Source organism: Priestia megaterium NBRC 15308 = ATCC 14581 (genome assembly GCF_000832985.1).
In the GTDB taxonomy this organism is placed as follows: domain Bacteria; phylum Bacillota; class Bacilli; order Bacillales; family Bacillaceae_H; genus Priestia; species Priestia megaterium.
Genome location: NZ_CP009920.1, coordinates 2,855,033 through 2,880,303, shown reverse-complemented (window position 1 = coordinate 2,880,303; position 25,271 = coordinate 2,855,033). Strand labels below are relative to the sequence as shown.

The 25,271-nt window shown below is 38.0% G+C and carries 23 protein-coding genes and 1 tRNA gene; 5 read left to right on the top strand and 19 right to left on the bottom strand.

All coding sequences use genetic code 11. The features are described 5' to 3' along the window. Nucleotides 1-19 precede the first annotated feature (19 nt). The 10 genes from BG04_RS15350 to BG04_RS15305 form a co-directional block, all read right to left on the bottom strand. A complete protein-coding gene (locus tag BG04_RS15350) occupies nt 20-760 on the bottom strand; it encodes a LytR/AlgR family response regulator transcription factor (protein WP_016763094.1) in 741 nt (246 codons plus the stop codon). A gap of 1 nt (nt 761) precedes the next feature. Then, nucleotides 762-2,513, bottom strand: coding sequence for a sensor histidine kinase (locus tag BG04_RS15345; RefSeq protein ID WP_034654279.1), 1,752 nt, complete (start codon nt 2,511-2,513; stop codon nt 762-764). Nucleotides 2,514-2,633: 120 nt separating this feature from the next. Beyond that, a complete protein-coding gene (locus BG04_RS15340; protein ID WP_034654282.1) occupies nt 2,634-3,962 on the bottom strand; it encodes a 6-phospho-beta-glucosidase in 1,329 nt (442 codons plus the stop codon). Continuing rightward, nucleotides 3,959-4,288, bottom strand: a complete 330-nt coding sequence (locus tag BG04_RS15335) for a PTS lactose/cellobiose transporter subunit IIA (protein ID WP_013081807.1) — start codon at nt 4,286-4,288, stop codon at nt 3,959-3,961. The genes BG04_RS15340 and BG04_RS15335 overlap by 4 nt, the downstream gene beginning before the upstream one ends. A 13-nt stretch (nt 4,289-4,301) precedes the next feature. Beyond that, the gene (gene celB, locus BG04_RS15330; protein WP_016763090.1) at nt 4,302-5,660 is read right to left on the bottom strand and encodes a PTS cellobiose transporter subunit IIC; all 1,359 of its coding nucleotides are present in this window, start codon (nt 5,658-5,660) and stop codon (nt 4,302-4,304) included. Between the two features lie 13 nt (nt 5,661-5,673). Then, nucleotides 5,674-5,979 (bottom strand): PTS sugar transporter subunit IIB, encoded by a 306-nt coding sequence (locus tag BG04_RS15325; RefSeq protein WP_034654288.1) that lies wholly within the window; start codon nt 5,977-5,979, stop codon nt 5,674-5,676. Between the two features lie 161 nt (nt 5,980-6,140). Beyond that, on the bottom strand, nt 6,141-8,090 hold the full coding sequence (locus tag BG04_RS15320; RefSeq protein WP_016763089.1) for a BglG family transcription antiterminator: 1,950 nt from the start codon (nt 8,088-8,090) through the stop codon (nt 6,141-6,143). Between the two features lie 255 nt (nt 8,091-8,345). Then, nucleotides 8,346-8,924, bottom strand: a complete 579-nt coding sequence (locus BG04_RS15315) for a TetR/AcrR family transcriptional regulator (protein WP_034654291.1) — start codon at nt 8,922-8,924, stop codon at nt 8,346-8,348. Nucleotides 8,925-8,928: 4 nt separating this feature from the next. After that, nucleotides 8,929-9,651 carry an MBL fold metallo-hydrolase gene (locus tag BG04_RS15310; RefSeq protein ID WP_034654294.1) on the bottom strand — a complete coding sequence of 241 codons (723 nt, stop codon included), beginning with the start codon at nt 9,649-9,651 and terminating at the stop codon, nt 8,929-8,931. Nucleotides 9,652-9,936: 285 nt separating this feature from the next. After that, nucleotides 9,937-10,275, bottom strand: coding sequence for a YflT domain-containing protein (locus BG04_RS15305; RefSeq protein ID WP_013081802.1), 339 nt, complete (start codon nt 10,273-10,275; stop codon nt 9,937-9,939). Nucleotides 10,276-10,774: 499 nt separating this feature from the next. On the opposite strand from BG04_RS15305, the gene BG04_RS15300 reads away from it, so the two are divergent. Further along, on the top strand, nt 10,775-12,109 hold the full coding sequence (locus BG04_RS15300) for an amino acid permease (protein WP_051045938.1): 1,335 nt from the start codon (nt 10,775-10,777) through the stop codon (nt 12,107-12,109). Between the two features lie 160 nt (nt 12,110-12,269). Here the strand turns inward: BG04_RS15300 and BG04_RS15295 are convergent, their stop codons facing one another. The 3 genes from BG04_RS15295 to BG04_RS15285 all read right to left on the bottom strand — a co-directional run bounded on the left by BG04_RS15295 (nt 12,270) and on the right by BG04_RS15285 (nt 14,649). Continuing rightward, nucleotides 12,270-12,899, bottom strand: coding sequence for a copper homeostasis protein CutC (locus tag BG04_RS15295; RefSeq protein WP_034654301.1), 630 nt, complete (start codon nt 12,897-12,899; stop codon nt 12,270-12,272). A 64-nt stretch (nt 12,900-12,963) separates the two neighbouring features. Beyond that, on the bottom strand, nt 12,964-14,409 hold the full coding sequence (locus BG04_RS15290) for a DEAD/DEAH box helicase (protein ID WP_016763084.1): 1,446 nt from the start codon (nt 14,407-14,409) through the stop codon (nt 12,964-12,966). 168 nt (nt 14,410-14,577) lie between these two features. Beyond that, nucleotides 14,578-14,649 (bottom strand) — tRNA-Val (locus BG04_RS15285). Nucleotides 14,650-14,779: 130 nt separating this feature from the next. Between BG04_RS15285 and BG04_RS15280 the strand changes: the two genes are divergently transcribed. Further along, nucleotides 14,780-15,391 (top strand): DsbA family oxidoreductase, encoded by a 612-nt coding sequence (locus BG04_RS15280; RefSeq protein WP_034654304.1) that lies wholly within the window; start codon nt 14,780-14,782, stop codon nt 15,389-15,391. Nucleotides 15,392-15,411: 20 nt separating this feature from the next. Continuing rightward, nucleotides 15,412-16,167: an arylamine N-acetyltransferase family protein gene (locus tag BG04_RS15275; RefSeq protein WP_034654307.1), complete on the top strand. Its 756-nt coding sequence runs from the start codon at nt 15,412-15,414 to the stop codon at nt 16,165-16,167. Between the two features lie 27 nt (nt 16,168-16,194). On the opposite strand, the gene BG04_RS15270 is transcribed toward BG04_RS15275, so the two are convergent. After that, nucleotides 16,195-16,644 carry an Lrp/AsnC family transcriptional regulator gene (locus BG04_RS15270; RefSeq protein ID WP_013081796.1) on the bottom strand — a complete coding sequence of 150 codons (450 nt, stop codon included), beginning with the start codon at nt 16,642-16,644 and terminating at the stop codon, nt 16,195-16,197. Between the two features lie 173 nt (nt 16,645-16,817). On the opposite strand from BG04_RS15270, the gene BG04_RS15265 reads away from it, so the two are divergent. Beyond that, on the top strand, nt 16,818-17,438 hold the full coding sequence (locus tag BG04_RS15265) for a YitT family protein (RefSeq protein WP_034654312.1): 621 nt from the start codon (nt 16,818-16,820) through the stop codon (nt 17,436-17,438). A 38-nt stretch (nt 17,439-17,476) separates the two neighbouring features. On the opposite strand, the gene BG04_RS15260 is transcribed toward BG04_RS15265, so the two are convergent. From BG04_RS15260 to gnd, 5 genes are all read right to left on the bottom strand, one after another. After that, nucleotides 17,477-18,088, bottom strand: a complete 612-nt coding sequence (locus tag BG04_RS15260; protein ID WP_034654315.1) for a DUF1349 domain-containing protein — start codon at nt 18,086-18,088, stop codon at nt 17,477-17,479. 154 nt (nt 18,089-18,242) lie between these two features. Beyond that, a complete protein-coding gene (locus tag BG04_RS15255; protein WP_034654318.1) occupies nt 18,243-19,571 on the bottom strand; it encodes a GntT/GntP/DsdX family permease in 1,329 nt (442 codons plus the stop codon). Between the two features lie 270 nt (nt 19,572-19,841). Further along, nucleotides 19,842-21,368: an NCS1 family nucleobase:cation symporter-1 gene (locus tag BG04_RS15250; protein ID WP_034654321.1), complete on the bottom strand. Its 1,527-nt coding sequence runs from the start codon at nt 21,366-21,368 to the stop codon at nt 19,842-19,844. 278 nt (nt 21,369-21,646) lie between these two features. Beyond that, entirely contained in the window at nt 21,647-23,188 is a 1,542-nt protein-coding gene (gene gntK / locus BG04_RS15245; RefSeq protein WP_013081791.1) for a gluconokinase, read from the bottom strand. A 25-nt stretch (nt 23,189-23,213) separates the two neighbouring features. Then, nucleotides 23,214-24,113, bottom strand: a complete 900-nt coding sequence (gnd, locus tag BG04_RS15240) for a phosphogluconate dehydrogenase (NAD(+)-dependent, decarboxylating) (protein ID WP_034654325.1) — start codon at nt 24,111-24,113, stop codon at nt 23,214-23,216. Between the two features lie 150 nt (nt 24,114-24,263). Here gnd and BG04_RS15235 point away from each other — a divergent pair, with 150 nt between their 5' ends. Further along, entirely contained in the window at nt 24,264-25,109 is an 846-nt protein-coding gene (locus BG04_RS15235; RefSeq protein ID WP_013055460.1) for a MurR/RpiR family transcriptional regulator, read from the top strand. Nucleotides 25,110-25,271: the final 162 nt, after the last annotated feature.

The window sequence follows — 25,271 nt, the reverse complement described above, 5'->3', positions numbered from 1 at the left end:
TACGCAAGCTGTTTTTTCTTTAAATTCCTAAACGTTTCTTCAATTCTTTAGCATATGTACGGCTGACAGGAACTCGCTCATCGTTTTTCATTACTAAATTATACGTAGAATTAAACCAAGGCTGTACTTCGGAAATATGATCTACGTTGACGATATACCCTCTGTGGACACGACTAAACGACTGAGAAGGGAGCTTTTTTTCTAGCATAGCCAGCGTATCAGCAGTATGGTAGGATTCTGTTATAGTCTGGATGGTGACTTCTCCTTCTATTAATCCTACAAACAAGATGTCCTTTATATTCACCAACACAATCGAATCGTCTACAGAAATCGCTAACTTTCCAGTTTGAGAAGAAGACTCTCCTATCGATTCTTCTTCTTTCACAGCGGGATGAGGAACACGCATTTTTTTATATTTATGAATGGCCTGCACCACTCTTTCTTCATCAAAAGGCTTCAAAATGTAATCAATTGCATCTACTTCAAAGGCTTGTAAAGCGTACTGATCGTACGCGGTTGCAAATATAATAGCTGGCGGATTTTTCATTTTTTTAAGCCTTTTAGCAATATCAAAACCGCTGTCATCTGACAATTGTATATCTAAAAATAATAAATCCGGCTTTTCATCCATCATTTTATCCAACGCCTCTTCGATACTTTCAGCTTCTTCAATGAAGTCTACTTCTTTCGTTCGATGTAATAAATATTTTAATTCATCTCGCGCTAACATTTCATCATCTACTATTAGTACTCGCAGCATATTACATACCCTCGCTTTTTAATTCAATTGGTATAACAAACGAAACCGCTGTTCCTTCTGTTACGTCAAACTCCAGCGTTGTTTCTTTTCCAAACAATCCGTGCAATCGTTGTTTAATATTGTAAAGAGCCGTCCCCGTTCCTTTTTCTGAAAAAACGGGCTGATTGCCAAGCATTTGCAATCGTTTTGTGTCTATACCTTGTCCATTGTCTTTTACCTTTACGTATACATATTTATCTTTTGTCTCAATATAAACTTCTACTCGACAGTGCTTTTGTTTATGCGGAAACGCGTGCCGAATGGCATTTTCCACAAGCACTTGAAGAATAAATGGCGGAAGCAAGACATCATCTAGCCCTTCTTCAATATACATGTCAATTTCGTATTTATTAGGGAACCTGGCTTGTTCAAGCGATAAGTACGCGTGAACATGATCAAGCTCTTTTGATAACGGAATCAACAGCTGCCTTGCACCTTGCAAATTGGAACGAAAATAAATGCTTAGCTGTAAAAGCAGCTTTCTGGCTTTTTCTACATCCTGTCTGCACAGCGCCGATATCGTATTAATAGCATTAAATAAAAAATGAGGATTCACCTGAGCCTGTAAAGCTTTAATCTCCGCATCTTTTAGCAATTTACTTCGAAGCTCTGCTTCGCCGAGCTCTAGCTGAGTTGAAAAAAGTTTAGCTAATCCTTCTGCCAGCTCTTCCTCCACTCGGCTTAACCCGCTCGCATCTTTAAAGTACATTTTTAGTGTTCCAATGGTAGTACCGTGAGAAGTAAGCGGCATCACAATAGCGGCATGAAGCGGGCAGTCTTTATGCTGACAATCAATTTGTTCTCTCGATTTTGCTTTCATAATTTTTCCTGTCTTCAGCACTTCGTGAGACAGCCCGGTAATTAAACTATGCGAAGGAACGTGATGATCAATTCCTTCCCCTACATGAGCTAAAATTTTGTGCGTATCAGTTAGCGAAACAGCATCCGTACCTGTGAAGCGATGAATAATATTTGCAACATTTTCACATGATTCACTAGTAAGACCCTGACGAAAATGTGGAAGAGTTTGATCCGCGATTAATAATACTTTGTGTGTCTGGAGCGCTCTCATTTGTTCCTCTTGCCGTAAAATGGACTGAATAATAGATAAGAAAATATAGCTTCCCGTGCCATTTACAATAATCATTGGAATAGCAATAATACTCACTAGCGTCCATGCCGAATCAAACGGTTTAGCAAATAATAAAATAATCAGCATCTGAAGCGTTTCCATCGCTATGCCTACAAGTGCAGCAAAGCGCGGTGTAATCGTTCGATGTTTTTTCCGGTAGGCATAGCCGATATATCCAGTTAACACCCCTGCTAAAACGGATGAAACTGCACAGCTAAACGCCGTACTCCCTCCTAACATAAAGCGATGAACGCCAGCAAGTATTCCTACTCCTAAACCAACAAATGGACCGCCAAGCAGACCGCCCATTTCCACACCCATAATTCGTGTATTTGCAATCGAGCTTGATGGATCTACTTTTAATAATAAGTCTTCATTTCGAATAATTGTTCCTTGAATTTCAATTCCCGTGTAGTTACTAATAATGCTAAAAAGAGAAAAAATAAAAATAAGTACAGCTTTTCCTTTATATCCTTGCTGTTTGCGGAGAAATTGCCGAAAAACTTTTGTATGTGCCAGCAAAAAACCTAAGATGACAATAACTCCGACTCGTTCTACCATCATAATTAATAAATGAATCATTTCTAGCCACCCTTTGCTGTCTGTTTCTATTTTATATTGTTACATTGATGGTGGCAGAAATCTAGCTTTACAAATAGAAAAAAACTGTGCGAATACGTACTGTATTCGCACAGCTTGATTTTAAGCTTGAACCGTTTTAAAAAATTGAGGCAAGTAATCTTTATGAGCTTCTAGCATCTCATCGACAATTTGCTTAGCTAGTTTATCAGAAGCCACAAGAGGATTAATGGTTAATGCTAAAATAGCTTTATCATAATCTCCTGTCACTGCTGCTTCAGCTGCAATACGCTCAAATGACTTAATTGTTTGGACAAGACCTCGCACAGGTACAGGAAGGTCGCCGACTGAAATTGGCTTCGGTCCATCTTTTGTAATGATACAGCTTACTTCTACGGCAGAATCAGCAGGAATGCTTGCTATGGCACCATTATTGATAGTATTTACGGGCTGAATATCACCTTTATCCGTGTAAATGGATGTAATCAATCGAACGGCTGCATCACTATAATAGGCTCCGCCGCGCTGTTCTAATTGAGGCGGTTTAATGTCTAGATTAGGATCTTTATACAGTTCGAACAGCTCTTTTTCCAACTGTTTTACGACTTCTGCTCTCGTTTCACCTTTTTCATAATTAACGAGCTCTTTTTCTACCATTTCACGCGTTTTATAATAGTACATGTGATATGGACACGTTAACGCATTTAGGGCTTTTGTAAATTCTGGCTCCCATCCAAGTCCCGCTACATTTTTCACAAAGCTGCTGTTAGTTGGATCACTCAATAAATCAATAACTTGATCTTTAACGCTTACACCATCTACATATACATCCAATCCATAGACCATGTGATTTAAGCCAGCAAAATCAATTCGAATGCGAGAGTGATCTACATCAAGCAGCTTAGCAATCCCCATTTCCATTCCGATTGGTACATTACAAAGTCCTACAATCTTTTTAATGTTACTATAGCGGAGCACAGCTTCTGTTACCATACCTGCAGGATTTGTGAAGTTAATCAGCCAAGCTTCTGGACATAACTCTTCAATGTCACGGCAGATATCTAAAATAACGGGAATCGTGCGAAGTCCTTTAAATAATCCGCCCGGTCCATTTGTTTCTTGACCAAGCACCCCGTATTTAAGCGGTATTCTTTCATCTTTCGCTCGTGCATCTAACAAACCAACTCGGAATTGAGTCGTTACGAAATCCGCATCTTTTAGTGCTTCTCTTCGATCTAACGTTAAATGAACATCAATTGGCAAACCTGATTTTTTCACCATTCGTTTTGCCAAATCACCAACAATCTCTAGCTTTTCTTTTCCTTCTTCAACGTCTACTAGCCACAGTTCACGAACTGGAAGTTCATCGTATCGTTTAATAAATCCTTCTATTAGTTCAGGCGTATAGCTTGAACCTCCGCCAATCGTTACAATCTTAATACCTTTTTTCATAGTGTAATCCCCCCAGAAATTTTGATTGCTTCATATAAATCTACAAATTCAGTAGCCATTTCTTTTACCGTCATCGCATTCATTAAATGATCTTGAGCATGAATCATGAGCAGAGAAATTTCTGTGCTTTCCCCTCTAATTTCACCTTGAATTAACGACGTTTGGATATGATGAGCAGCATTTAATTCTTCTGCAGCTTGTGTAAGCTTTTCACGTGCTTCTGAAAAATTTCCGCTTTTGGCAGCTGCTATCGCTTCCATTGCTGAACTTCTGCCGTTTCCACCGTGTAAGATTAATTTAAAAATATATTCTTGAATGCTTTCCATCCTTTATCCCTCCTTACACAATATCTTTCTTTGTATCACTTGGTACCCCTTCAGCTGCAGGCTGTATACCATTTTCTTCAGTGAATTTTTGTTTATCCCACATTCTAAAGAAAGGATAATAAATGCAAACAGAAATTCCGATATTAATAGCTTGCATAACTGCACCCGATAATTTCCCTCCTGTTGCCAAATAGCCAGAAATAATCGGAGGCATAGTCCAAGGAACCGCAATACCTGCTGGTTTTGCTACCAGTCCTGTCGACATCGCAATATAGGTTGCTACTACCGTCACAAGAGGGGTAATAATAAACGGAATAAGCATCATTGGATTCATCACCATCGGAAGTCCAAAGATGATTGGCTCATTAATATTAAAAAGAGCTGGCCCTATTCCTAATTTACCAAGCTGCTTCATTTGTTGACTGCGCGCTTTTAAAATCATCGCAACGACTAAAGCTAACGTTGCTCCACTGCCTCCGATATTAATCCAAATATCAAAGAACTGCTGTGTAAAAATATTTGGTAATGCTTCATGATTAGCAAATGCAATTCGGTTTTCATCCATAGCTCCATACCAAATGGGAGCCATAATTCCACCGACAATATTCGCTCCATGAAGTCCACATGACCACATGAGCATAATAACAAGTTCGGCAACTAGCGTACCGCCTAAACTGCCGCCTAACACACCTAAAGGCTTTCCAAGCAATTCTCCAACGATATTATGCAGGCTTCCAAAATGCGTTTGTTCTACTAACAAACGTAAAATCCAAATAAATGCTATTACCGTAAAGCCAGGAATAAGAGCAGCAAACGATTTTCCAACAGCGGGAGGAACTCCATCAGGCATCTTGATGATAATGTCTTTTTGAATAAACCATCTGTAAATTTCCGTAGAGAGAATCGCGACAATCATTGCTACAAAGAGTCCTTTACTTCCCATCAAAGCGGTTGGAATTCCGCCGTCTACTAAAATAGCTTCTTTGGCTCCACTTGGGAGAAAGGACACTTTATACGGAGTAGCAAGTAAAAAAGCAGCAAGTGAAATAGCCCCTGCGGACAAAGCATCTACTCCGTATTTTTCAGCTAACCGATAGGCTATTCCGAAACAAGCAAGCAGCGCCATAATATCGAATGTAGCTCCAACTGGATAGGCCATTTTCGTTGCCCATTCTTTTCCGAAAATCCCTGCCATAAGATCGTTATAACCTGGTATCGGTAAATTCGACAGTATTAAAAATACTGAACCGATAATAATGAGCGGCATTGTCAGAACAATACCGTCTCGAAGTGCTTGTAAATGGCGTTGACCCGCCATTTTTCCAGCGATAGGCATTACTTTGCTTTCAAGCATACTATTAAATTTGCTCATGTAGTCCACACTCCTATTTTGAAACTAGTTGAACTGCAAATTTTAACACTTGTTCTCCATTACACGTTCCGTAGTGAACAGGATTTATAACGTCAACTGGCACTCCTTTTTCTTCACCTAGCTTCTTAAGCTGCGGCAATAGGTAGCGCACTTGAGGTCCTAATAAAAGTACATCCGCTTGATCAATATGGTTGCGAACAGAGTCACCAGGAACCGCCCAAATTTTATAATCCGTGCTTTGCTCCTGAGCGCTTTTTTCCATTTTTGTTACTAGTAAACTTGTAGACATTCCAGCTGCACAACATAATAGAATATTCATTTGTCATTCCCCCGTTTTTTATTTTGCTATCTGTTTTGTTGATAGTTTTATCTTAAAATAAAAGCGCTTACATTTATACACAACCTTTTTCCGTTACTAGCGGAAAAATTATGTTTGAACATTCAGATAAAAAAAGAAGCCCCTCTCTTAGACTTCTTTTTTTATCTAATATTTTTCATAAACACCTCTATAAATTCCTCATAATCCTTGCACTTTACTAAGCGCTGCACGACCTGCTTATCATCCACAACGCGGACTAACAAACTGTACATCTTTTGCAAATCGCCTTGATTATTCGCTTTTACACTTAAAAGGCAAATAAATTGTACGAGGTTTCCTTCCCACATAATTGGTTTTTTTAACGTACAAATGGCCCAAAACGTCGTATCCGTTTGAGGAACCATAGGATGAGGAATAGCAACGAGATTGCCAAAACTTGTTGGTGATGCAGCTTCTCTTTCAAAAACAGATTCTATAAATTGAGAAGGAACTAGTCCTAGATGAGTTAATTTCTCTCCTAAAAAATGAAGCACTTCTTCTCTCGTTTGAAATTCTTGCTGTAAATATACTAATTCTTTTTTGGTGTATTCTAAGGAAGGCTGCTGTTTGTTCTTCATTAAACAGTCAATTTTTTTAAAATCACTGTTTCCTAGAATCGTACTTACTTGTACTACAGGAACAGGAAGATGATCTGGAATTGGAATCGTACTAACAATAAAATCTAAAGAGTGCAGCGACATTTGGTGAAGCTTATAATACTGCGTTGTTCCTAAAATAGTCAGATTTAATCCAAAAGTAGCCTGCAGCTTATATGATAATAGCTTGGCACTCCCTACTCCCGATGCGCATACAATCAAACAGCGCTTAGGCTGGTTGATAATTTTCCGACGTTCAATGGCCCCTCCAATATGTAAAGCTAAATAGCCAATTTCCGTTTCATGCATGTCGATTTCAAGGCGATTTTTCAAAACCTTCCCAGCTATAATCCCAGCTTCAAAAGCCAGAGGGTAATGACTCTTAATTCCTTCAAGCATCGGGTTTCGCAGATTCATTCCATATTTATAGCGATTGATAGCCGGTTTCAAATGCAAGCTCATGCCAAGGATCAGCTCTGAATCTTCACTAATTCCTAAATGAAGCTCTTTCTCAATTGCTTCTAATATAGCTGCTGTTAATTCATAGATATGTGTGTCAATAAACTGCTTCACTTCTTTTTCTTCATGATTGCTATTGTTGAGCATTTTTGTACCTAACAAATGAATGGCGATATATGCCGTTTCTGACTTCGGAAAACGAATCTTGAATGCATTTTCAATCTCTCGCACAATTTCAGCTGCCACTTCATATTCTTTATGCTCCATAATCTCAAGCAGATCTTCTGAATACAAAGAGATAAAATTTTCTTCTTGTATTCGCTTACAAGCTATAGCTAAATGAATGATTAAATTATTTAATCCAATGTCTGAAACCATAATATTGTATCGTTTTATTTGATTCAAAATGTGGGCTTTAATCGTTAAGATTGATTCTTGGGGCAGAATAGATATTTTATTGTATACCATATCTATTTCTTTATCTTTTCGGTTGAATATGTACTCAGACATACAGAATCTCATTTTCATTTCGTCCCCTTTAGCTTTCAAGCCATAGTTAGGACGTTTTTCTAAAAGAATATCATACTTACACAGCTGTTTTTTGACGTCTCTTAAATCGTTTTGAATCGTTGATTTGCTAATATACAACTCGTCTGCTAAATCTTCAAGCTTCAAATATTCGTCTGCTAACAGCAATCTTTTGATTAAATAATGCACGCGGTCATCAGGAACCGTTGGAATAGAGGTTGCATCAAACAATTGATTAGCCGAAAGTTCTTTTAATAGCTGATGAAACTGTTTTTCATCTAAAACGCTAAGTTCGTATCCTGTTCCTCGAGCTGATTTAACCTTGGCACCGTACTGAGACAAAATGTCATCCAGCTGTTTTATATCAGTTCGAATAGTTCGCGAAGATACTTGATTTACTGTTGCTAAATATTCGCTCGTAACGGTTGATAATGTAGACTGTATGGACATTAGTTCTCGTAATATGACGATCATTCTTGAATTAAGCATATTTGTTTCTCTCCATTCTCAGAAGATTTTCCCCTTTATAAAATAAATTAAAAGGGCTAGTTATTTTAAACAAAAACAAAAAATACCTAAACAGCAACAAACAGAAACTACATTTTCTGTCCTTGCAGCTTAGGTTTTGCCTGCTCCATCAGTAACAACCCTAAAACAATAGGAATAAATATCTTTATTTGTAATCTATCATTCTTTCTCTTTTTTTTCAATTTCAATTAACGGGTTTAGTAGCATTAATAGAATTTATGTAGCCTGCTCGTACTGATGCAGCCCTAATACAAACGTACGAATTAAAAAAGCTAGTGTCTCATCGGTACTTAACGATATCCCAAATCCCCCTCGCTGCTCCAATGAAGAAAATCCATGTAAAATACTTCGAAGACCTCTAACAGCATGAAGAGCTGCATTTTCCGGAAGTTGATACGGTTTCAACACATTCAACACTAAAGACACAACGTTATCAGATGCTTTTTGTACTTCTTTATCTTGTATCTTTGGTGCTACCGTTGCCGTTGCTTCGTATATTCCCGGAGACTCCCTTACAAATGAAACATACGCTTTACTTAACTGATAAACAGCTTCTTCTGCAGAAGCACGTTCAACAGCATTTTTTAGAAGATGATATAGCTGCTGCAGTCCACTTAAAGCCAGTTCTTTGCGCAGCTCTTCTAACCCTTTTATATGGTTATATAAAGACGGTGGACGGACATTTAATTCTTTGGCTAATGAAGCAATTGTAACAGCATAAAATCCTTCACGATTGGCCAAATCTTCACCTGTTTGAATCACTTTTTTGAAATCTAGTCCCTGTCTTGGCGACATCTCTTCATCTCCTTTTTTCCATTTTTACTTTTGCTTGTTGTATTGCTTTTTCCATCAATTTTAGCGGCTGAGAAAGAATTCTTCCGTGTCCAACAGCAAGAAGTGACGGGTTTAATTCATATAGCTTTTCTGCACTTTTAAGCGCTAGCTCTTTGCTCCACGTTCCAAAGGCAGGAAACGGAAACAGCGGTTTTAACTGACCTGATACCGCAACTCCTCCTTGCACTTGGAAAGAATCTCCGGCAATTAATGCGTTCGTTCTCTGGTCTAAGAAAGACATAGAACCAGGTGTATGTCCCGGTGTAAAAACAGGAGCAAGTGAGCCAATGCAAGACCCTTCTTCAATGAACTGATCAATTTCAGTTGAAATCTTTCCTAGTTTTGGAACCCCTCCGCGAATCGGGTTTTGAGGTTCCTCCGAATCGATTGTTAAATCTCCTGAAAATAATCGATAATCTCTTTGCGACATATAAACGGAAGCATTCGGCAAGCTTTTTTTCAAAGTATCAATTGCTCCGATATGGTCTTCATGAGTATGCGTAAAAACGATTCGCGTAATCGGTTTTCCAATTTGATCTGCAGCTTTCAAAATACCGGACGCGCTGTAAGGAAGAGCTGCATCAATTAATGTAAGGCTGTCTTTCTCTTCGACTAAATAACAGTTTACCGGAAAAAAGCGAGGCAAAAACGTCAGTTGATACAACATTTTTTCACGAACTATTTTCATTTCCTCATCCCCTACTATATAAAATAAAAACTAATGGTATTAGTTTTTATTTTAACTAATACCATTAGTTTTATCAATCATATATTGGAAAAAACAAAAAAAGTGTGAGACATAACGAAATCAATTAAATCTAAAGACGAACAAATGGGATAAAGAAGCTCGTATAGATCACTTGTTACACCGTCTCCACAAAAAAATCCGAACGCGTTTGATTCTCTATCAAGAATCAAACGCGTTCGGATCTCCCCTTTAACTAAACTACTTTTTTCATAGCCTCTATTAAAATTAAACGTCTTTTCTTTCTCCTGTAGCAGCCACTACAATCGCACTGCCTTTCTTTAACTCTTCTTCATATTTTTTTGTTTCATCTTTTGATAAGCCTAGTGAAGCCATTTTTGTTCGAAGCTCATCTTCTCTGGTTAAAAATAAACTCGCTGCTGAATGTAAAGGACCTTCTTCAGACAGACGAATAATATTTGTGTCCGTTACTTCTGTTAAATTTTTAGAATTTTCCTTGTCATACGTAAACACGTATACTTCATCTTTCTCAAAACCTTTGTCTGCAAATTGATTAACTGCTTCGTTAATATTTGCTCCTTTTTCTACTACTTCAACATGTTTCATTATTTATAACCTCCTGTTTCTATCGCACATCTTTCTTTTATACTTAGCAAAAGAATAAACTTCTTACTACTATATATACCCGTTTTCAGAAAGGAAAACCCGCATTTAGCGCTTCGGAGAGAGTTTAGAAATTCTTCCATAGTATCCTTTAATTAGACGCATACCTCTTTCGATTAACGTATCTAAAACGATTATTCAGCTGCTTTTCAGCTAACGTTCATAAGAAATTCATCTCCATTGCTTATCATAATAAAAGAAAAAGACGCTAATCAGATACTTTATACGCATAATGAATGTCTGTGTCAGAGTAAGCCGGATATGAATGCAACAATTCATATCCGGCTTTTTACATGAAAGAACTTCTAACAACATCCTGTCCTTCCGCCTTACAACATACTATAATTCTCCATATTAACTAAAAATCTAGGTTATATAGGAGGTTTTACAATTGAACAGCCAGCCAGAGTTAAAGAAAGAGTTAAAGATTAGGCACATCACCATGATTTCTCTTGGAGGAATTATCGGGGCAGGATTGTTTATCGGAAGCGGATCGCTCATTAACACCGCTGGCCCGGGATCTATTTTTTCGTACGCATTTGCTGGTTTGCTCGTTATTTTAGTCATGCGGATGCTTGGCGAAATGTCTACTGCAAATCCTTCCAGCGGTTCTTTTTCTACTTATGCAAAAGAAGCATTAGGCCCTTGGGCCGGCTACACGATTGGCTGGCTTTACTGGTTTTTCTGGGTTATCGTTATTGCTGTTGAAGCCATTGCAGGTGCAAACATTATTCAATACTGGTTCCCGTCTTTGCCCTCTTGGGGAGTAAGTCTTGCTCTTACTTTTTTATTAACAATGACCAATCTGTACTCTGTTAAATCTTTCGGAGAATTTGAATATTGGTTCTCTCTCATTAAAGTCGTCAGCATCGTTCTTTTTTTACTTTTAGGTATAGCTATTATTTGTGGATTTATTCCAGGCATTGATTCTCCCGGCACTTCTAACCTTTTGCATAAAGGCGGATTTTTACCAAATGGAATTAGCTCTGTATTTTTAGGAATTGCCCTCGTCATGTTCTCTTTTATGGGAACAGAAATTGTCGCAACCGCAGCAGGTGAATCATCTCAGCCTGAAAAAGCCATTACCATCGCGACCAATACCGTTATTTATCGCATTTTGTTTTTCTATTTAGGCTCTATTTTTATTTTAGTAACGGTTCTTCCGTGGAATTCGTCAAGCCTAATGAAAAGCCCATTTGTATCTATTCTTGAATTAGTGAATGTACCGGCCGCAGCTCAAATTATGAACTTTATTATTTTAACAGCCGTTCTTTCCTGTCTGAATTCTGGTCTGTATACGAGTTCTCGCATGCTGTTTTCCATGTCTCAAAACGGCGATGCGCCAAAAAGTTTTTCGAAATTAAATAAAAAAGGCGTGCCGGTTAGCGCGATATTAGCTTGTACAGTTATCTCGTACGTTAGCGTTATCTTTAACTACATTTCACCGGACAAAATCTTTTTGTTTTTAGTGAATGCATCAGGTGGCGTAGCGCTTCTTGTATATCTTGTTATTGCATTTTCACAGATTAAAATGCGAAAAAAATATGAAAAAGAAAATCCTGAAGCATTAAAAATTAAAATGTGGTTATTTCCTTACTTAACTTACGCTACAATCCTTGCCATCACTGGTATTTTTATAGCCATGGCATTTATTGATTCATTACGTTCTCAGTTCTTCTTAACTCTTTTAATTGCTGTACTCGTCGTAGGTTCTTTTTTCTTTCAGCGTACCAAAATGACGAGCGGCTTAGCAGCAAAAGAAAATACATCAAAATAAAAGAGGTTGAGACATAACTAAATGAATTCGATCTCAAGATGAACAAATGAGATAGATGAAACTATATTCACCATCAAAAAACGAACCACGAATCAAACATATTGATTAATGGTTCGTTTTTCACTTGGATTAAAATGCTTTTGTACCAGCCTCTTTTTATTTAACGAGATAAATCTCCTACAATTTTTGTTCCGTGTAATTCAGCTGCTTTTGTTTCTTTTATAACCGCCTCTGCGTTGCTTTCATGAATTCCTCCGCCGGGCAAAATAATAATACGGTCGTTAGCATATGTGATCAATTCTCGGATCATATGAAGATTTTGCAAAGCAGATCCTTTCCCTCCTTTGGTCAAAATACGGTCTGCTCCCAATTCACTAAGTATATCAATGGCTTTGTATTTATCTTTAATCTCATCAAATGCCATATGAAACGTAACGCTTAAAGGATGAGCTTCTGCTATTAACTCTTTAGTACGTCCGTAATCGATTTCAGCTTCTTCTGTTAAAATGCCAAATACTACTCCGTTTACTCCAAGGTCTTTACATGCTTTAACGTCTTTTTTCATAATTTGAAATTCTGCTTCGGAATATATAAAATCACCGCTTCTTGGGCGAATAATTACGTTGATATCTGTATCAAGATGTTCGCTTGCATATTCAATGGTGCCGTAACTTGGCGTAGCGCCTCCTTGACTGAGATTGTCACACAATTCAATGCGGTCTGCTCCTAGCTTTTCTGCTTTTTTTGCCTGCTCATACCCTTCTGCACACGCTTCTTTTATGTACTTCATACTCTCAACTCCTTTATTGGCTCTATAAATAAAGCCCATCTTTAAAAAGATGGACTTCCTTCTGCTATTTAATCGCTTTATGAACTTTTAATTTCTTTCCTTTAATCGTTTTGTTTTTCATTGCTTGTAACACTTTGGTACCTTTTCCATTCAGAATCTCTACATAAGAGACGTTTTCTTGGATCGTAATAATTCCAATATCGTCTGCGGTTACTCCGTCTAACTTTGCAATTGTTCCCACAAAATCAACCGCTCTAATTTTCTTTTTCTTTCCTCCGTTAAAATACAGCTTCATAATGTCTTTATTTAATGACTCGCTTTTATCTTTTTTAACTTCTGGACGCTCATTGATTTTTTCAGTAAAAGCGGATGCTGCCTGCTGTACTTCTTCTTTAGAAGGAGGAGTAGATGTTGAAATTGAAAAACCGATATATTCTTCAATTTCCGATAGCATTCTCTCTTCATAAGGCGTTACAAATGTGATAGCCTTCCCTTTTTTACCGGCACGTCCCGTTCTTCCTGTACGGTGAACGTAGCTTTCTTTTTCTAACGGAAGGTCATAGTTAATAACGTGTGTGATATTATCAATATCAATTCCTCTCGCAGCTACATCTGTTGCCACTAAATAGCGAAATTTACCTTTTTTGAAATCATTCATAACCTCAAAACGGTCTTCTTGCACCATTGCCCCGTGAATTTTATCACAAGGATACCCAAGATCATCTAAATCATCTAACAGCGTATTTACCTGCTCTTGCGTGCGGCAAAAAATGATGCAGCTGTCCGGGTTTTCTACTGTGGTTACGTCTTTCAGCAGTTCAAATTTACGTTCGTTTTCTACTGATATAACAGAATGGTCAATCGTACTTGTCGTTAATCCATTCGCTTTGATTTCAACATCAACCGGCTTTTTCATATACTTGCGAGAAAGCTCTTCAATATCTTCAGGAAGCGTAGCGGAGAAAAGCATCGTTACACGCTCACTAGGAAGATGTTGAATAATTGCTTCTACTTGGTCAATAAAACCCATATTTAGCATTTCATCTGCTTCATCAATAACCAAATAACGAATTTTCTCTAATGCAAGCGTTTCTTTTTCTATATGATCAAGCACTCGCCCAGGCGTACCTACAACAATATGTGTTTTTTGCTTTAATTCTACTTTTTGCTTGGCAAACGGTGATTTTCCGTAGACAGCTGCTGCTTTAATTCGCTTAAAACGGCCGATATTTGTAATATCTTCTTTTACCTGCGCGGCCAGCTCTCGTGTAGGTGTTAACACTAAGGCCTGAGGCTTATTTTCTTCCCAATTAACTAATTCACACAGTGGAATGCCAAAGGAAGCCGTTTTTCCACTTCCTGTTTGAGACTTCACGACAACATCTCTTTCTTCTAGCGCGATGGGAAGCACCTTGCTTTGTACTTCCGTAGGATGATTGTATTGCAGGCTAGAAAGCGCCTTAGCTACCTTGTCACTAAGACCATATTGACTAAAACTTCTTTGATTCATTTTGTACCCTCATTTATTTTAAATTAGTGATTATCTTTATCATGACCTGATGCACTATGTTTCATTATACTTTAATTCTTCTATACGCGCTCAAGATTTAATGTAACATTGATTTGTCAAACAAAAGAGAAAAGCCGCTCTCTTATTAATAAGAAAACGGCTTTGGTATGAGCGATGAGGGATTCGAACCCCCGACCCCATCCCTGTCAAGGATGTATTCTCCCACTGAACTAATCGCTCGTGATATGTATTGACTATATTATAGAAAGAGTTATCCAATTTTGTCAACTATTTTTCCACAGTTCCCAAGTTGGAAGGATCGTCTTTACTTTTGATAAAATAAAAACATGCCATAAAGGAGCGTGACGGGATGAAAGCGCATATTGAATTTTATTTTGATTTTGTCTGTCCACTATGTTTTCTAGCCACTAAGCCTTTGAGAGAAGTCATGAAAGAACAAAAAGCTGAGATTGAATGGAAGCCTTTTGAACTTTGGCCTGAGCCAGCCCAGCAGATGGAGCAAATAAAAGATTTTTTAGAGAGACCTTGGAATCAATCGATAGCTCCCTTAGCACAACAGCTGCACGTGGAAATAAATATGCCGGAGAGTCCTCCAGTCCCGCGCACTCATTTAGCACATGAAGGCTTTCATTTTGCTAAAAAACATGGTCAAGAAAGTGCCTATGTAGATGCTGTTTTTAAAGCTTATTGGGAAGATGAAAAAGATATTAGCCAGACTGAAGTCTTAGCAGAAATCGCTGATTCCTTGCATTTAGATCAAGAAATATTTATACGTATCTTAAAAGACCGGACGTTCGAACAAGTTCATAAAGATAGCTTAGTTCATGCGTATGAAAATGCTCATGTAACGAAAGTACCAACTTTAAAAATTGGCAGCCGTGTATTTCAAGGATTCGCTTCCAAAGAGACAATCGAAAAAGAGCTGTTACATGAACGTTCTGCTAAAGACAGAGAGAAATGATTTACTAAGAGGTGCATTTGATGAATATTAATTATTATTTTAGCCGGTTTTTAGCTAAGAAACCGGATAGCCCAACGTATCAAAGCTTAGCTGCTTTACAGAACAAACACATGCTTCATGTTCCTTTTGAGAACTTAGATGTTCTGTCTAAAACCCCTATTATAATTGATTTGGAACGAATTTTTCAAAAAGTAATTGTAAATTTACGCGGAGGATTTTGCTACGAATTAAACGGTCTATTTGGCTGGCTGTTAAAAGAAAGCGGATATGAAGTCTCTTACGTTTCAGCTACCGTCAAAAAACCCGACGGCACGTGGACCATTGAAGGAAGTCACGCTACAAACCTTGTGACGATTGAAAATCAGTCTTACATCGTAGACGTTGGATTTGGAGATTCTGTGCGCAAGCCAATGCCTTTAAATGGCGAAGTAGTAAGAGATGTAAGCGGCTCTTATCGTATGACAAACGTTGCTGAGCATATGTATGATTTACAGCGATGGGAAGATGATGTATGGAAAACGCTGTACCGTGTGTCTACGCTTCCTAAGAAACTGACTGACTTTACTCCCATGTGTGAGTTCAATCAAACGTCAGCCGATTCTCCGTTTGTACACAAACGTCTTGTTACGATCGCAACCCCTACAGGGCGCATTACCCTCTCTGGTGAAACGCTAACTGTAACAGATGGCGAAAAAAAGACGAAAAGGAACGTTTCAGAAGAAGAAACACCTGATATTTTACAAAATCATTTTTATATTATTAAAGGATTTTATTAATATGTTCTTATACAAAAAACCGGCCTCTTATGGGGCCGGTTTTTGTACAGGAGTAATCATCCTGTTTTCTACAGGCGACTTTAAAATAATCGACGTATTCACGTTTCCATAAGGAATCAGTTCATCAACCAGCATTCGAAGCCCTTCCATTCCACACACCGCTGCTTTGATAAAATAAGAAACCGGCCCCGTTACACGATGACATTCAAGTACATCTTCATTTTGCTCAATAAAGTCTTCAAATTCCTCTGGTTTTCTTTTTAATTCGCTTACTTGAATAAATAGCTGTGTATCTCTTCCTAAAGCTTTCGGAGACACCGTAGCGCTGAAACGCTGGATCACTCCTCGTTCCTGCAGACGCTGCAGTCTTTCTGATACGCTTGGACGGCTAAGAGCCAGATTTTTTGATAAATCACTAATCGTCATACGCCCATCTTTTTGCAAAATAGATAATAATTGTACATCGATTTGATCCATACAAACCTTTCCTTTCAAAATGAATATAATAAATAAAATCTTCATTCAAGTTGATAACAGAACAAGTATTATTTCCTTCACTTATGCATGTGTTTTCTTTATTTAATATCCTATCATTAAAGTAGATGATTGAAAATGAAAATTCAGAAAAAAACAAACAAAGGAGTTTATTTATGCGAAAAGTTTTATGGATTATTCTTGGATGTACAATTGCAAGTATTGGTGTCCTTATCTTGCGACACTCTCACGTAGTGACGGGAGGAACAGCTGGTCTATCTCTCAGCTTGTCATATGCTCTTCCTTTATCATTTGCGGTGATCTTTTTTCTCATTAATATTCCTTTTTATCTCTTTTCCTTCTTTCAAATGGGATGGAAATTTACCGCCACAACTATAGGATCAGTGTCTTTACTATCACTTCTCACTTCACTCGATCACTTGCTTCCTTCCTTTACACTTCCCAGCCTTATGGGTGCTGTTACTGGCGGACTAATTGCAGGCCTTGGGTTATCCATTTTATTTATGAACGGAGCTTCTCTCGGCGGTGCTAATATTCTAGCGCTATTCGCACAGCGAAAATTCGGCTGGGATCCTGGAAAAGTGAATTTTTCATTTGATTTCCTTGTCGTGCTGTCGAGCATGTATTCAATTGGATTTTCAAAAGGAATTTTCTCTGTCATGTCTATTGCAATTACAGGGTTTGTTATCAGCTACTTTAAACAAAAAATTGCTTTACACAATCAACCCACACCCGCTTCTGTTACACAGCCTTTAGATAATGCGATTTCCAAATAAAAAACACGATTTAGCTGTGACTAAATCGTGTTTTTTATTTAAATTTTTTCTACTTTTATAAAATCAAATTGGGCTTCATATCCTTCTCCTTGAGGACTACAAGCGTAAATGCCAACTTGAACAGGTTCTTTGGATGAGTTCAATAAGTAAGCGAGTCGAAGCTGAGTCCACGAATCTCCATCACTTGAATAACAAACGGTGTAATCATCGTTTTTTCGCTGAATTTTAAAATAAAGCGCTGATTTGTTTTGAGTAAAATTTTGACTGGACCAATCTGAGAAGCCCTGGTTGGTTACCACTGCTCCTAATTGGTTAGGACCATCGGGATTGTATTCAACTGACGTTTTGATCCACGTATCTTTTGATACACGAATCATGAGACCTGCTTGATCGTAGCGATTAACTGGATATGTATGCACCTTTGTCATGATTTCAAAGTCGCCTTCTACTTCACGGTAAAGAAAGTGTCCATTGTCCGCTTCAAAACCATAATGAGTACGCTGCCAAAAATCTGTTTTAGCATCTGTTTTAATCACTAATCGATTCGTTTCCGTATCAATTTGAAATTGAGCTGGTGGACAATACCAAGAAACGTCTGAATCTAATTTTCCTTCTGAAAAGTTTGTGAAAAATACTAGTTGATTACTCACTCTCTGTCATTCCCTTCTTAGAAGCTATTGTTCTTCTATTTCTATTCTGCCATAATTTAACGAATAAATAAAATATTTTGATTATTATTCTTGTAAATTCTTTTTTTCATAAAAAAAATAAGACTCTTTTACATAGAGTAAAAGAGTCTTATTTTTAGATTAGTGCATTTAGAATAAGTGCTCCTGCAAAAGCAATAAAGGATAGAAGCGTTTCCAAAACGGTCCATGTTTTGAATGTTTCTTTCACTGTTAATCCTAAATACTCCTTCACCATCCAGAAGCCAGCATCATTAACGTGAGAGAACATTAGTGAACCCGCACCAGTAACGATAACAAGAAGTTCTAAGTTAACACCGGACATGTGCTCAATGATTGGTGAGACAATACCCGCCGCTGTTGTTAATGCAACTGTTGCTGAACCTGTAGCGATACGGATTAACCCAGCAATTAAAAATGCAAGTACAAGCGGCGACAGTGACAGATGTTCAGACATTTGACCAATTGTTGTCCCTACTCCGCTATCGATTAATACTTGTTTGAAGCCGCCCCCTGCACCAATAATTAAGACAATAGATCCTACAGGAAGCAAACATTCTTCCGTTAGTTTTTTAATCACATCTTTTGTCATACCTTGACGTTTTCCAAGCAGGTAAAACGCTGCAAAACAAGCAATTAAAAGTGCAATTAATGGGCTTCCTATTAATTCTACAAACTTCACTACGCCGTTTGGCAATCCGTTAATAACAGGTGCTATAGCTGCTAAGACCATTAATAGAACGGGCAGTAAAATGACAAAAAATGAAACGCCTGTACCAGGAAGATCTTTTGATGTTGTCGTAATACGAATTAGATCAGGTTCTCCTTCTGGAACCACTCGTTTGTGAACCCACTTTGCAAAAACTGGTCCAGCGATAACTGCAGCTGGAATTGAAATGATTAATGCATATAAAAGTACTTTCCCCGTATTTGCTCCGTAAATACTAATAGCTGCCATCGCTCCTGGATGAGGAGGAACGAGACCATGAACAATTGATAATCCTGCAATAACTGGCAGAGCAATCAATAATATATTTTGTTTTGTTGTTTTATGAATAGAAATAACTAAAGGCAGTAAGATTAAAATTCCTACTTCGAAGAAAACAGGAATACCAATAATGAAACCTGCTACTAGCATCGCCCATGGCAGTCTTTTCACACCGAATATTCTTACGAAATAATCCGCTACCTGCATGCCGGCACCTGAATCGGCCATCAGCTTACCTAAAATTGTTCCCAGCGCTAAAATTCCTACTAAGTGGCCTAAAACACCGCCCACTCCCGTTTCGTAAGCGCCAACAATTTTATCCATTGATAATCCAGAAGCAATTGCTAAAAACAAACTCGCAACCGTTAAACTAATAAACGCATGCCATTTAAAAACTGAAACACCTACAATAACAATAACAATTGCGGCAACTGTAATAGCTAATAAGTATGCATCCATCTTGCTTTCCACCTTCCCTTTAAGTAAACGCTTTCTTCATGTGACAAAAAAGCTCTACACCCTGTGAATTTTTTAAAAAATAAGTTCCAAATATCGAAATCGTTTACATTAATTATTTCAGAAAACGATTTCATTTTTTTATTACTTAAATTATATGAAAAAAAAATTCTTAAATCAATAAAAAAACTCAAAAAAATTTTATCAATTTTCTTCCATACAGTTTTAACACATAAAAAAATCCAATCATGTTAATGATTGGATTCTTCTTGTTTATTTGGTGATGGTTGGATCAGCCGTTTGACTGTCGATAATCGTTTTTTCGCTTGTTTTTAACGTTATTTCTTCATATTCCCCCGGCGCTAATATACTTTTATCTCCTCTCATGAGATACGTGTAAGCGATGATAGAAATGAATAGACCAAATGTCCAGGCATTATCCCATAAAAAGCGCAGTCCAGGAATCAGTAAGCCTAAAACGGGTATGGCCACGCCAATTACTAATGCATAAATACCGTTTTTATTAAAACCTGTTGAATAACTGTAGCGACCGTTTACCTCATATAAATCCTTTAATGCCATCTGTCTCCTTCTTACAAGCCAGTAGTCAGCAATGGCGATGCCGTCTATAGGGCCAAGCAGCGCTCCGTATGTTCCAAGCCAGCCGAAAATATAGTTCCCGAAATTAGACATGATGTACCATGGCTGAAGTAAAATAGCAAAAATACCGGTCACTAGCGCCCCCATCGCAAACGTGATTTTCTTTGGATTCAGATTCTCAATTGCACGAGCTGGTGCGACGATATTTGCTCCCACATTAATCGTTAAAGAAGAAAGCACGATAACGATTGTTCCTAAGAAAATGATAAAAGGAGGGAATTTAGCTACCAAGGCCACTGGATCCCAAATAGCTTCTCCAAATATAACGATTGTTGCTGAGGTAACAGCAATTCCAATAAATGAAAAAATACTCATCGTCAATGGCAAAGAGAAGGTTTGCGCAACCATTTGAGATTTTTGACTTCTAGCATATCGACAAAAATCAGGAATGTTCAAAGCGAGCGTCGCCCAAAATGCAATGACTCCGGTTAAAGCAGGGAAAAATACAGCTAGAAATTCTCTGGTTGATGTAAATTTAGAAGGCGTAGATAAAATCGGGCCCCACCCTCCGGAGTTTGTATAAGCCCAGATAAAAAGAATAATAGCTGAAATACCAATAACCGGAGCAGCAATCGCTCCTAATACTTTAATCGCTTGCGGTCCTTTATATGCCACTCCTACATTTAAAAGCCAAAAAAGAGCAAATACAATGGCTGTATGACCAGCTAAGCCGTTCCAAGATGAAAACGAAGCGCTTAGCAGTGTATCAATTGCTTCCGTTCCAATCCACGTATTAATTCCAAACCACCCAGCAGCCACGATGGCCCTAGCCAGTGCTGGGATATGTGCTCCTTTATCTCCAAACCACAGGCGGGCAAATACTGGATAAGGAATACCAAACTTGGTTCCAGCGTGAGAATTAAGCAAAATAGGAATAAGAACAATAACATTTCCTAAAAAGATTGTACCAATTGCTTGCCACCAGTTCATTCCAAGCGTCATCATTCCACTCGCCATTGTGTAAGCTGGAATACACAGACACATCCCAATCCAAAGCGTGGCAAAGTTAACTCCTTTCCAAGAATGCTCTTTCATCGTAGTCGGACGTAAATCCTCATTCCAAAGGTCACTGCCGCTCAGCTGATTGTGCGTCTCATCTGTGAGCGTTACAATTCCATCTTGCTCAATTTGTGTTTTCATCCATAAAACCCCTTTTCATAAAATAAGTTCATTTCAAAAAACAAATTTTATTTGAATTTTCTGAAATATAGAGGCGTTTGTGACGATTCCTTCTAGTATGTGATAAATACTAACGTTATTCCTTATTATATTTAATGAGAAACGGGGATACACTGGACAAATTGTAACATTATTTGAGGGAACTTTTATATATTGTGTAGTGTCAACTCTTTTGGTTGTTAGATAACCTAACACGCAAAAAATCATCGCTTGAAAACTTCAAGCGATGATTTTTGAACTTAATGTACATATTTTTTTTGAAAAGCCGTAATGCTTTCGTATTCTTCTTTAAATAAGCGAGCCAAACGAATATAGATAGCCGTTAACTCTTTATATACTTCACTGTTTTCTTTGATTGGATAATGATGATTAGTCGCTCCAACCATATCAGAAACAACGTTTAATGAGTCAACTTCGCCAAGGCTATATAAGCCAAGGATAACTGCTCCTAGACATGAACTTTCAAAACTTTCCGGCACGGATACTTCTTGGTTAAAAATATCTGCCATCATTTGACGCCAAAGTGCGGAACGTGCAAATCCGCCCGTTGCCTGAATTTTTGTAGGCTCTCCAATTAACTCTTCAAGTGCCAATAATACCGTATACAAGTTAAAGATAACTCCTTCTAATACAGCACGAATCATATGTTCTTTTTTATGATGCAAACCTAGGCCAAAGAATGAACCTTTAGCATTTGCATCCCAAAGCGGCGCACGCTCTCCTGAAAGGTATGGGTGAAACAATAAGCCGTCCGCTCCCGGTTTCACTAAAGCTGCAATATCCGTTAATACTTCATACGGATCTTTTCCAAGGCGTTTAGCTGTTTCTACTTCCGACGCTCCAAACTGATCGCGAGCCCATCTGAAAATCATACCGCCGTTATTCACAGGGCCGCCAATTACCCAGTGGTCTTCTGTCAACGCATAACAGAAAATACGACCTTTGGGATCGACTACTGGCTTGTCAGTCACTGCTCGAATAGCTCCGCTTGTCCCGATTGTCACAGCCACAACGCCTGGTTCAATTGCATTTACGCCTAAATTTGATAATACGCCGTCACTTGCACCTACAATAAAGGGCGTATTTGGAAGTAAATGCATGTCAACTGCAAGCGCTGGGTTTAACCCTTTTAACTGATGCATTGTTGAAACAGGAGTGGATAACTGATCAGTTGTAACACCTGCTACTTTAAGTGCTTCTTCATCCCACGCAAGATTTTTTAGATTAAACAAACCCGTTGCTGATGCAATCGAATAGTCGATAACATATTCGTTAAACAACTTAAAGAATACATATTCTTTAATCGAAATAAACTTATGTGTTCCCTTCACTAATTCAGGCTGTTCATTAGAAAGCCATGTTAGCTTGGAAAGCGGCGACATTGGATGAATAGGCGTACCCGTACGTAAATAAATCTCATGGCCATTGTATTCATTTTTAATTTTTTCCGTCCATTCTGCACTTCTATTATCCGCCCACGTGATACATTTTGTCAGCGGTTTTCCCTGCTGATCAACGGCAATAACACTGTGCATAGCTGAGCTGAATGAAACGCATAAAATATCATCAGGTTTTACATCGCTCGTTTTTACAACCGTTTGAATTGTACGTACAACTGCTTGAAAAATTTCTTCAGGATCTTGCTCAGCCATCGCGGGCGTCGGCGAGTATAATGGATACTCAATCCCATGATTTGCAATGACTGTACCGTCTACTGAAAACAATACAGACTTTGTACTCGTTGTTCCGATATCTACACCTATTGCATATTTTTTGCTCATGCTGCTGTCCCCCTATTTTACTACTTTACTTATTTACAACACCGTGGCCGCCGAATTCGTTTCGAAGTGCTGCTACAACTTTTCCTGTAAATGTATCTTCCTCTAATGAACGATAGCGCATCATTAGCGATAAAGCAATAACAGGAGTTGCCGTTTGAAGATCAAGAGCAGTCTCTACGGTCCATTTCCCTTCTCCAGAAGACTGCATGACTCCTTTAATACTGTCTAATTTAGGATCTTTTGAAAACGCATTTTCCGTTAGTTCCATCAACCAAGAACGAACAACAGATCCGTTATTCCAAACGCGTGCTACGGCTTCATAGTCGAAATCAAACTGACTTTTTTCCAGAACTTCAAATCCTTCAGCAATGGATTGCATCATTCCATATTCTACACCATTGTGAACCATTTTTAAAAAGTGACCGCTTCCGCTTTTACCTGCGTACATAAATCCATTTTCTACGCAAATATCATTAAAAACCGGTTCAATTGTACGGAATACTTCCGCATCTCCGCCAATCATTGTACACGCTCCGTTTCTTGCGCCTTCCATTCCGCCGCTTGTCCCTACATCAAAGAAGTAAATACCTTTTTCCTGAAGATCCTGAGCACGTCGAACAGATTCTTTATAATTAGAGTTTCCTCCATCTATTATAATATCTCCTTCTGACAGAAGTTCTTTTAGTTCTGTAATAACATTTTCCGTTACTTCTCCAGCCGGAACCATAATCCATACAACTTTAGGTGAATGAGGAAGTTCATTAACTAACTCTTCAACAGTAAAGGCGCCAGTTGCTCCTTCATTTGCAAGTTTTTCTACCGCTTCTTTATTTACATCATAAGCTACTACTTCATGATGGTTGTCCATTAAATTTAATGATAAATTATATCCCATTTTTCCTAAACCGATTAATCCAATTTTCATTTTACAAACTCCCTTTGAAAAAAAATTTCACATTACCTCCATTATACGAATTATTTTTCATTTTGCAATCGTTTACAAGAAAATTTTTTTCACTCATATTTTTGTGCTATACTCTTTTTACTACTAAATTCGTGGAAAGGAACATCAGTTATGACGCAAAATTGCTTAGGAAAAATTCGTTCTCACTATGCTAGATTCAGTGAAAAAGAGAAAAAAATAGCAAATTATATTTTAGAACAGCCGGAACAAATTATTCACAGTACCATTAACGAAGTGGCAGACGATTTAAATGTAGCTGATGCAACAGTCTTTCGCTTTTGTAAACGAATTGGCTTCAAGGGCTATCAAGCGATGAAAATAGCGCTGGCTGCTGAAATTATGACACCTATTCAGCAGATTCACGAGGAAATTGCTGAAACGGATAATGAAAAAACGATTGCTGAAAAAATCTTTCGCTCCAATGTGCGAACGCTTGAAAATACATTACAAATACTAGAAAGCAACGCTATTGAAAAAGCCGTCAAACTTCTTATGAAGGCGGATAAAGTTCAGTTTTATGGCACGGGCGGGTCTTCCGTAGTGGCTATGGATGCTTTTCATAAATTTGTTCGAACAGGAATTAAAACGTTTGCATTTATTGATTCCCACTTCCAGCTTATGTCCGCTTCTCAATTAACAAAACAGGATGTAGCGGTAGTGATTTCTCATTCTGGAACAAATAAAGACACGATGAACATTTTAAATACAGCAAAAGCGAACGGTGCCAAAACGATCGGTATTACGGGTTTTCCAAAATCTCCATTAAGCCAAAATGTCGATGTTTCTCTTTATACGAGTTCAGAAGAAACAGAATATCGATCTGAAGCTCTTGCCTCAAGAATTGGACAGCTAAGCCTCATTGATGCTTTGTACGTTAATGTAATGATTGCGAATAAAGATGCCTCTAAACACTCGCTTGAAAAAGTACGCGATGCCATTGCTGAAACTAGAATTTAACGTTTCGCTCTTATATATTCTTCAACTATAACATCAAACAGAGCATAGAATATATGCTCTGTTTAGTGCAGTTCTTCCCTTAAAATTTTCAAGTTTTAATTCTCATTTAACATTTTTTAAGCTGCTACATATGATAAAGCACAACTTTTAAAAAGTAGGTGA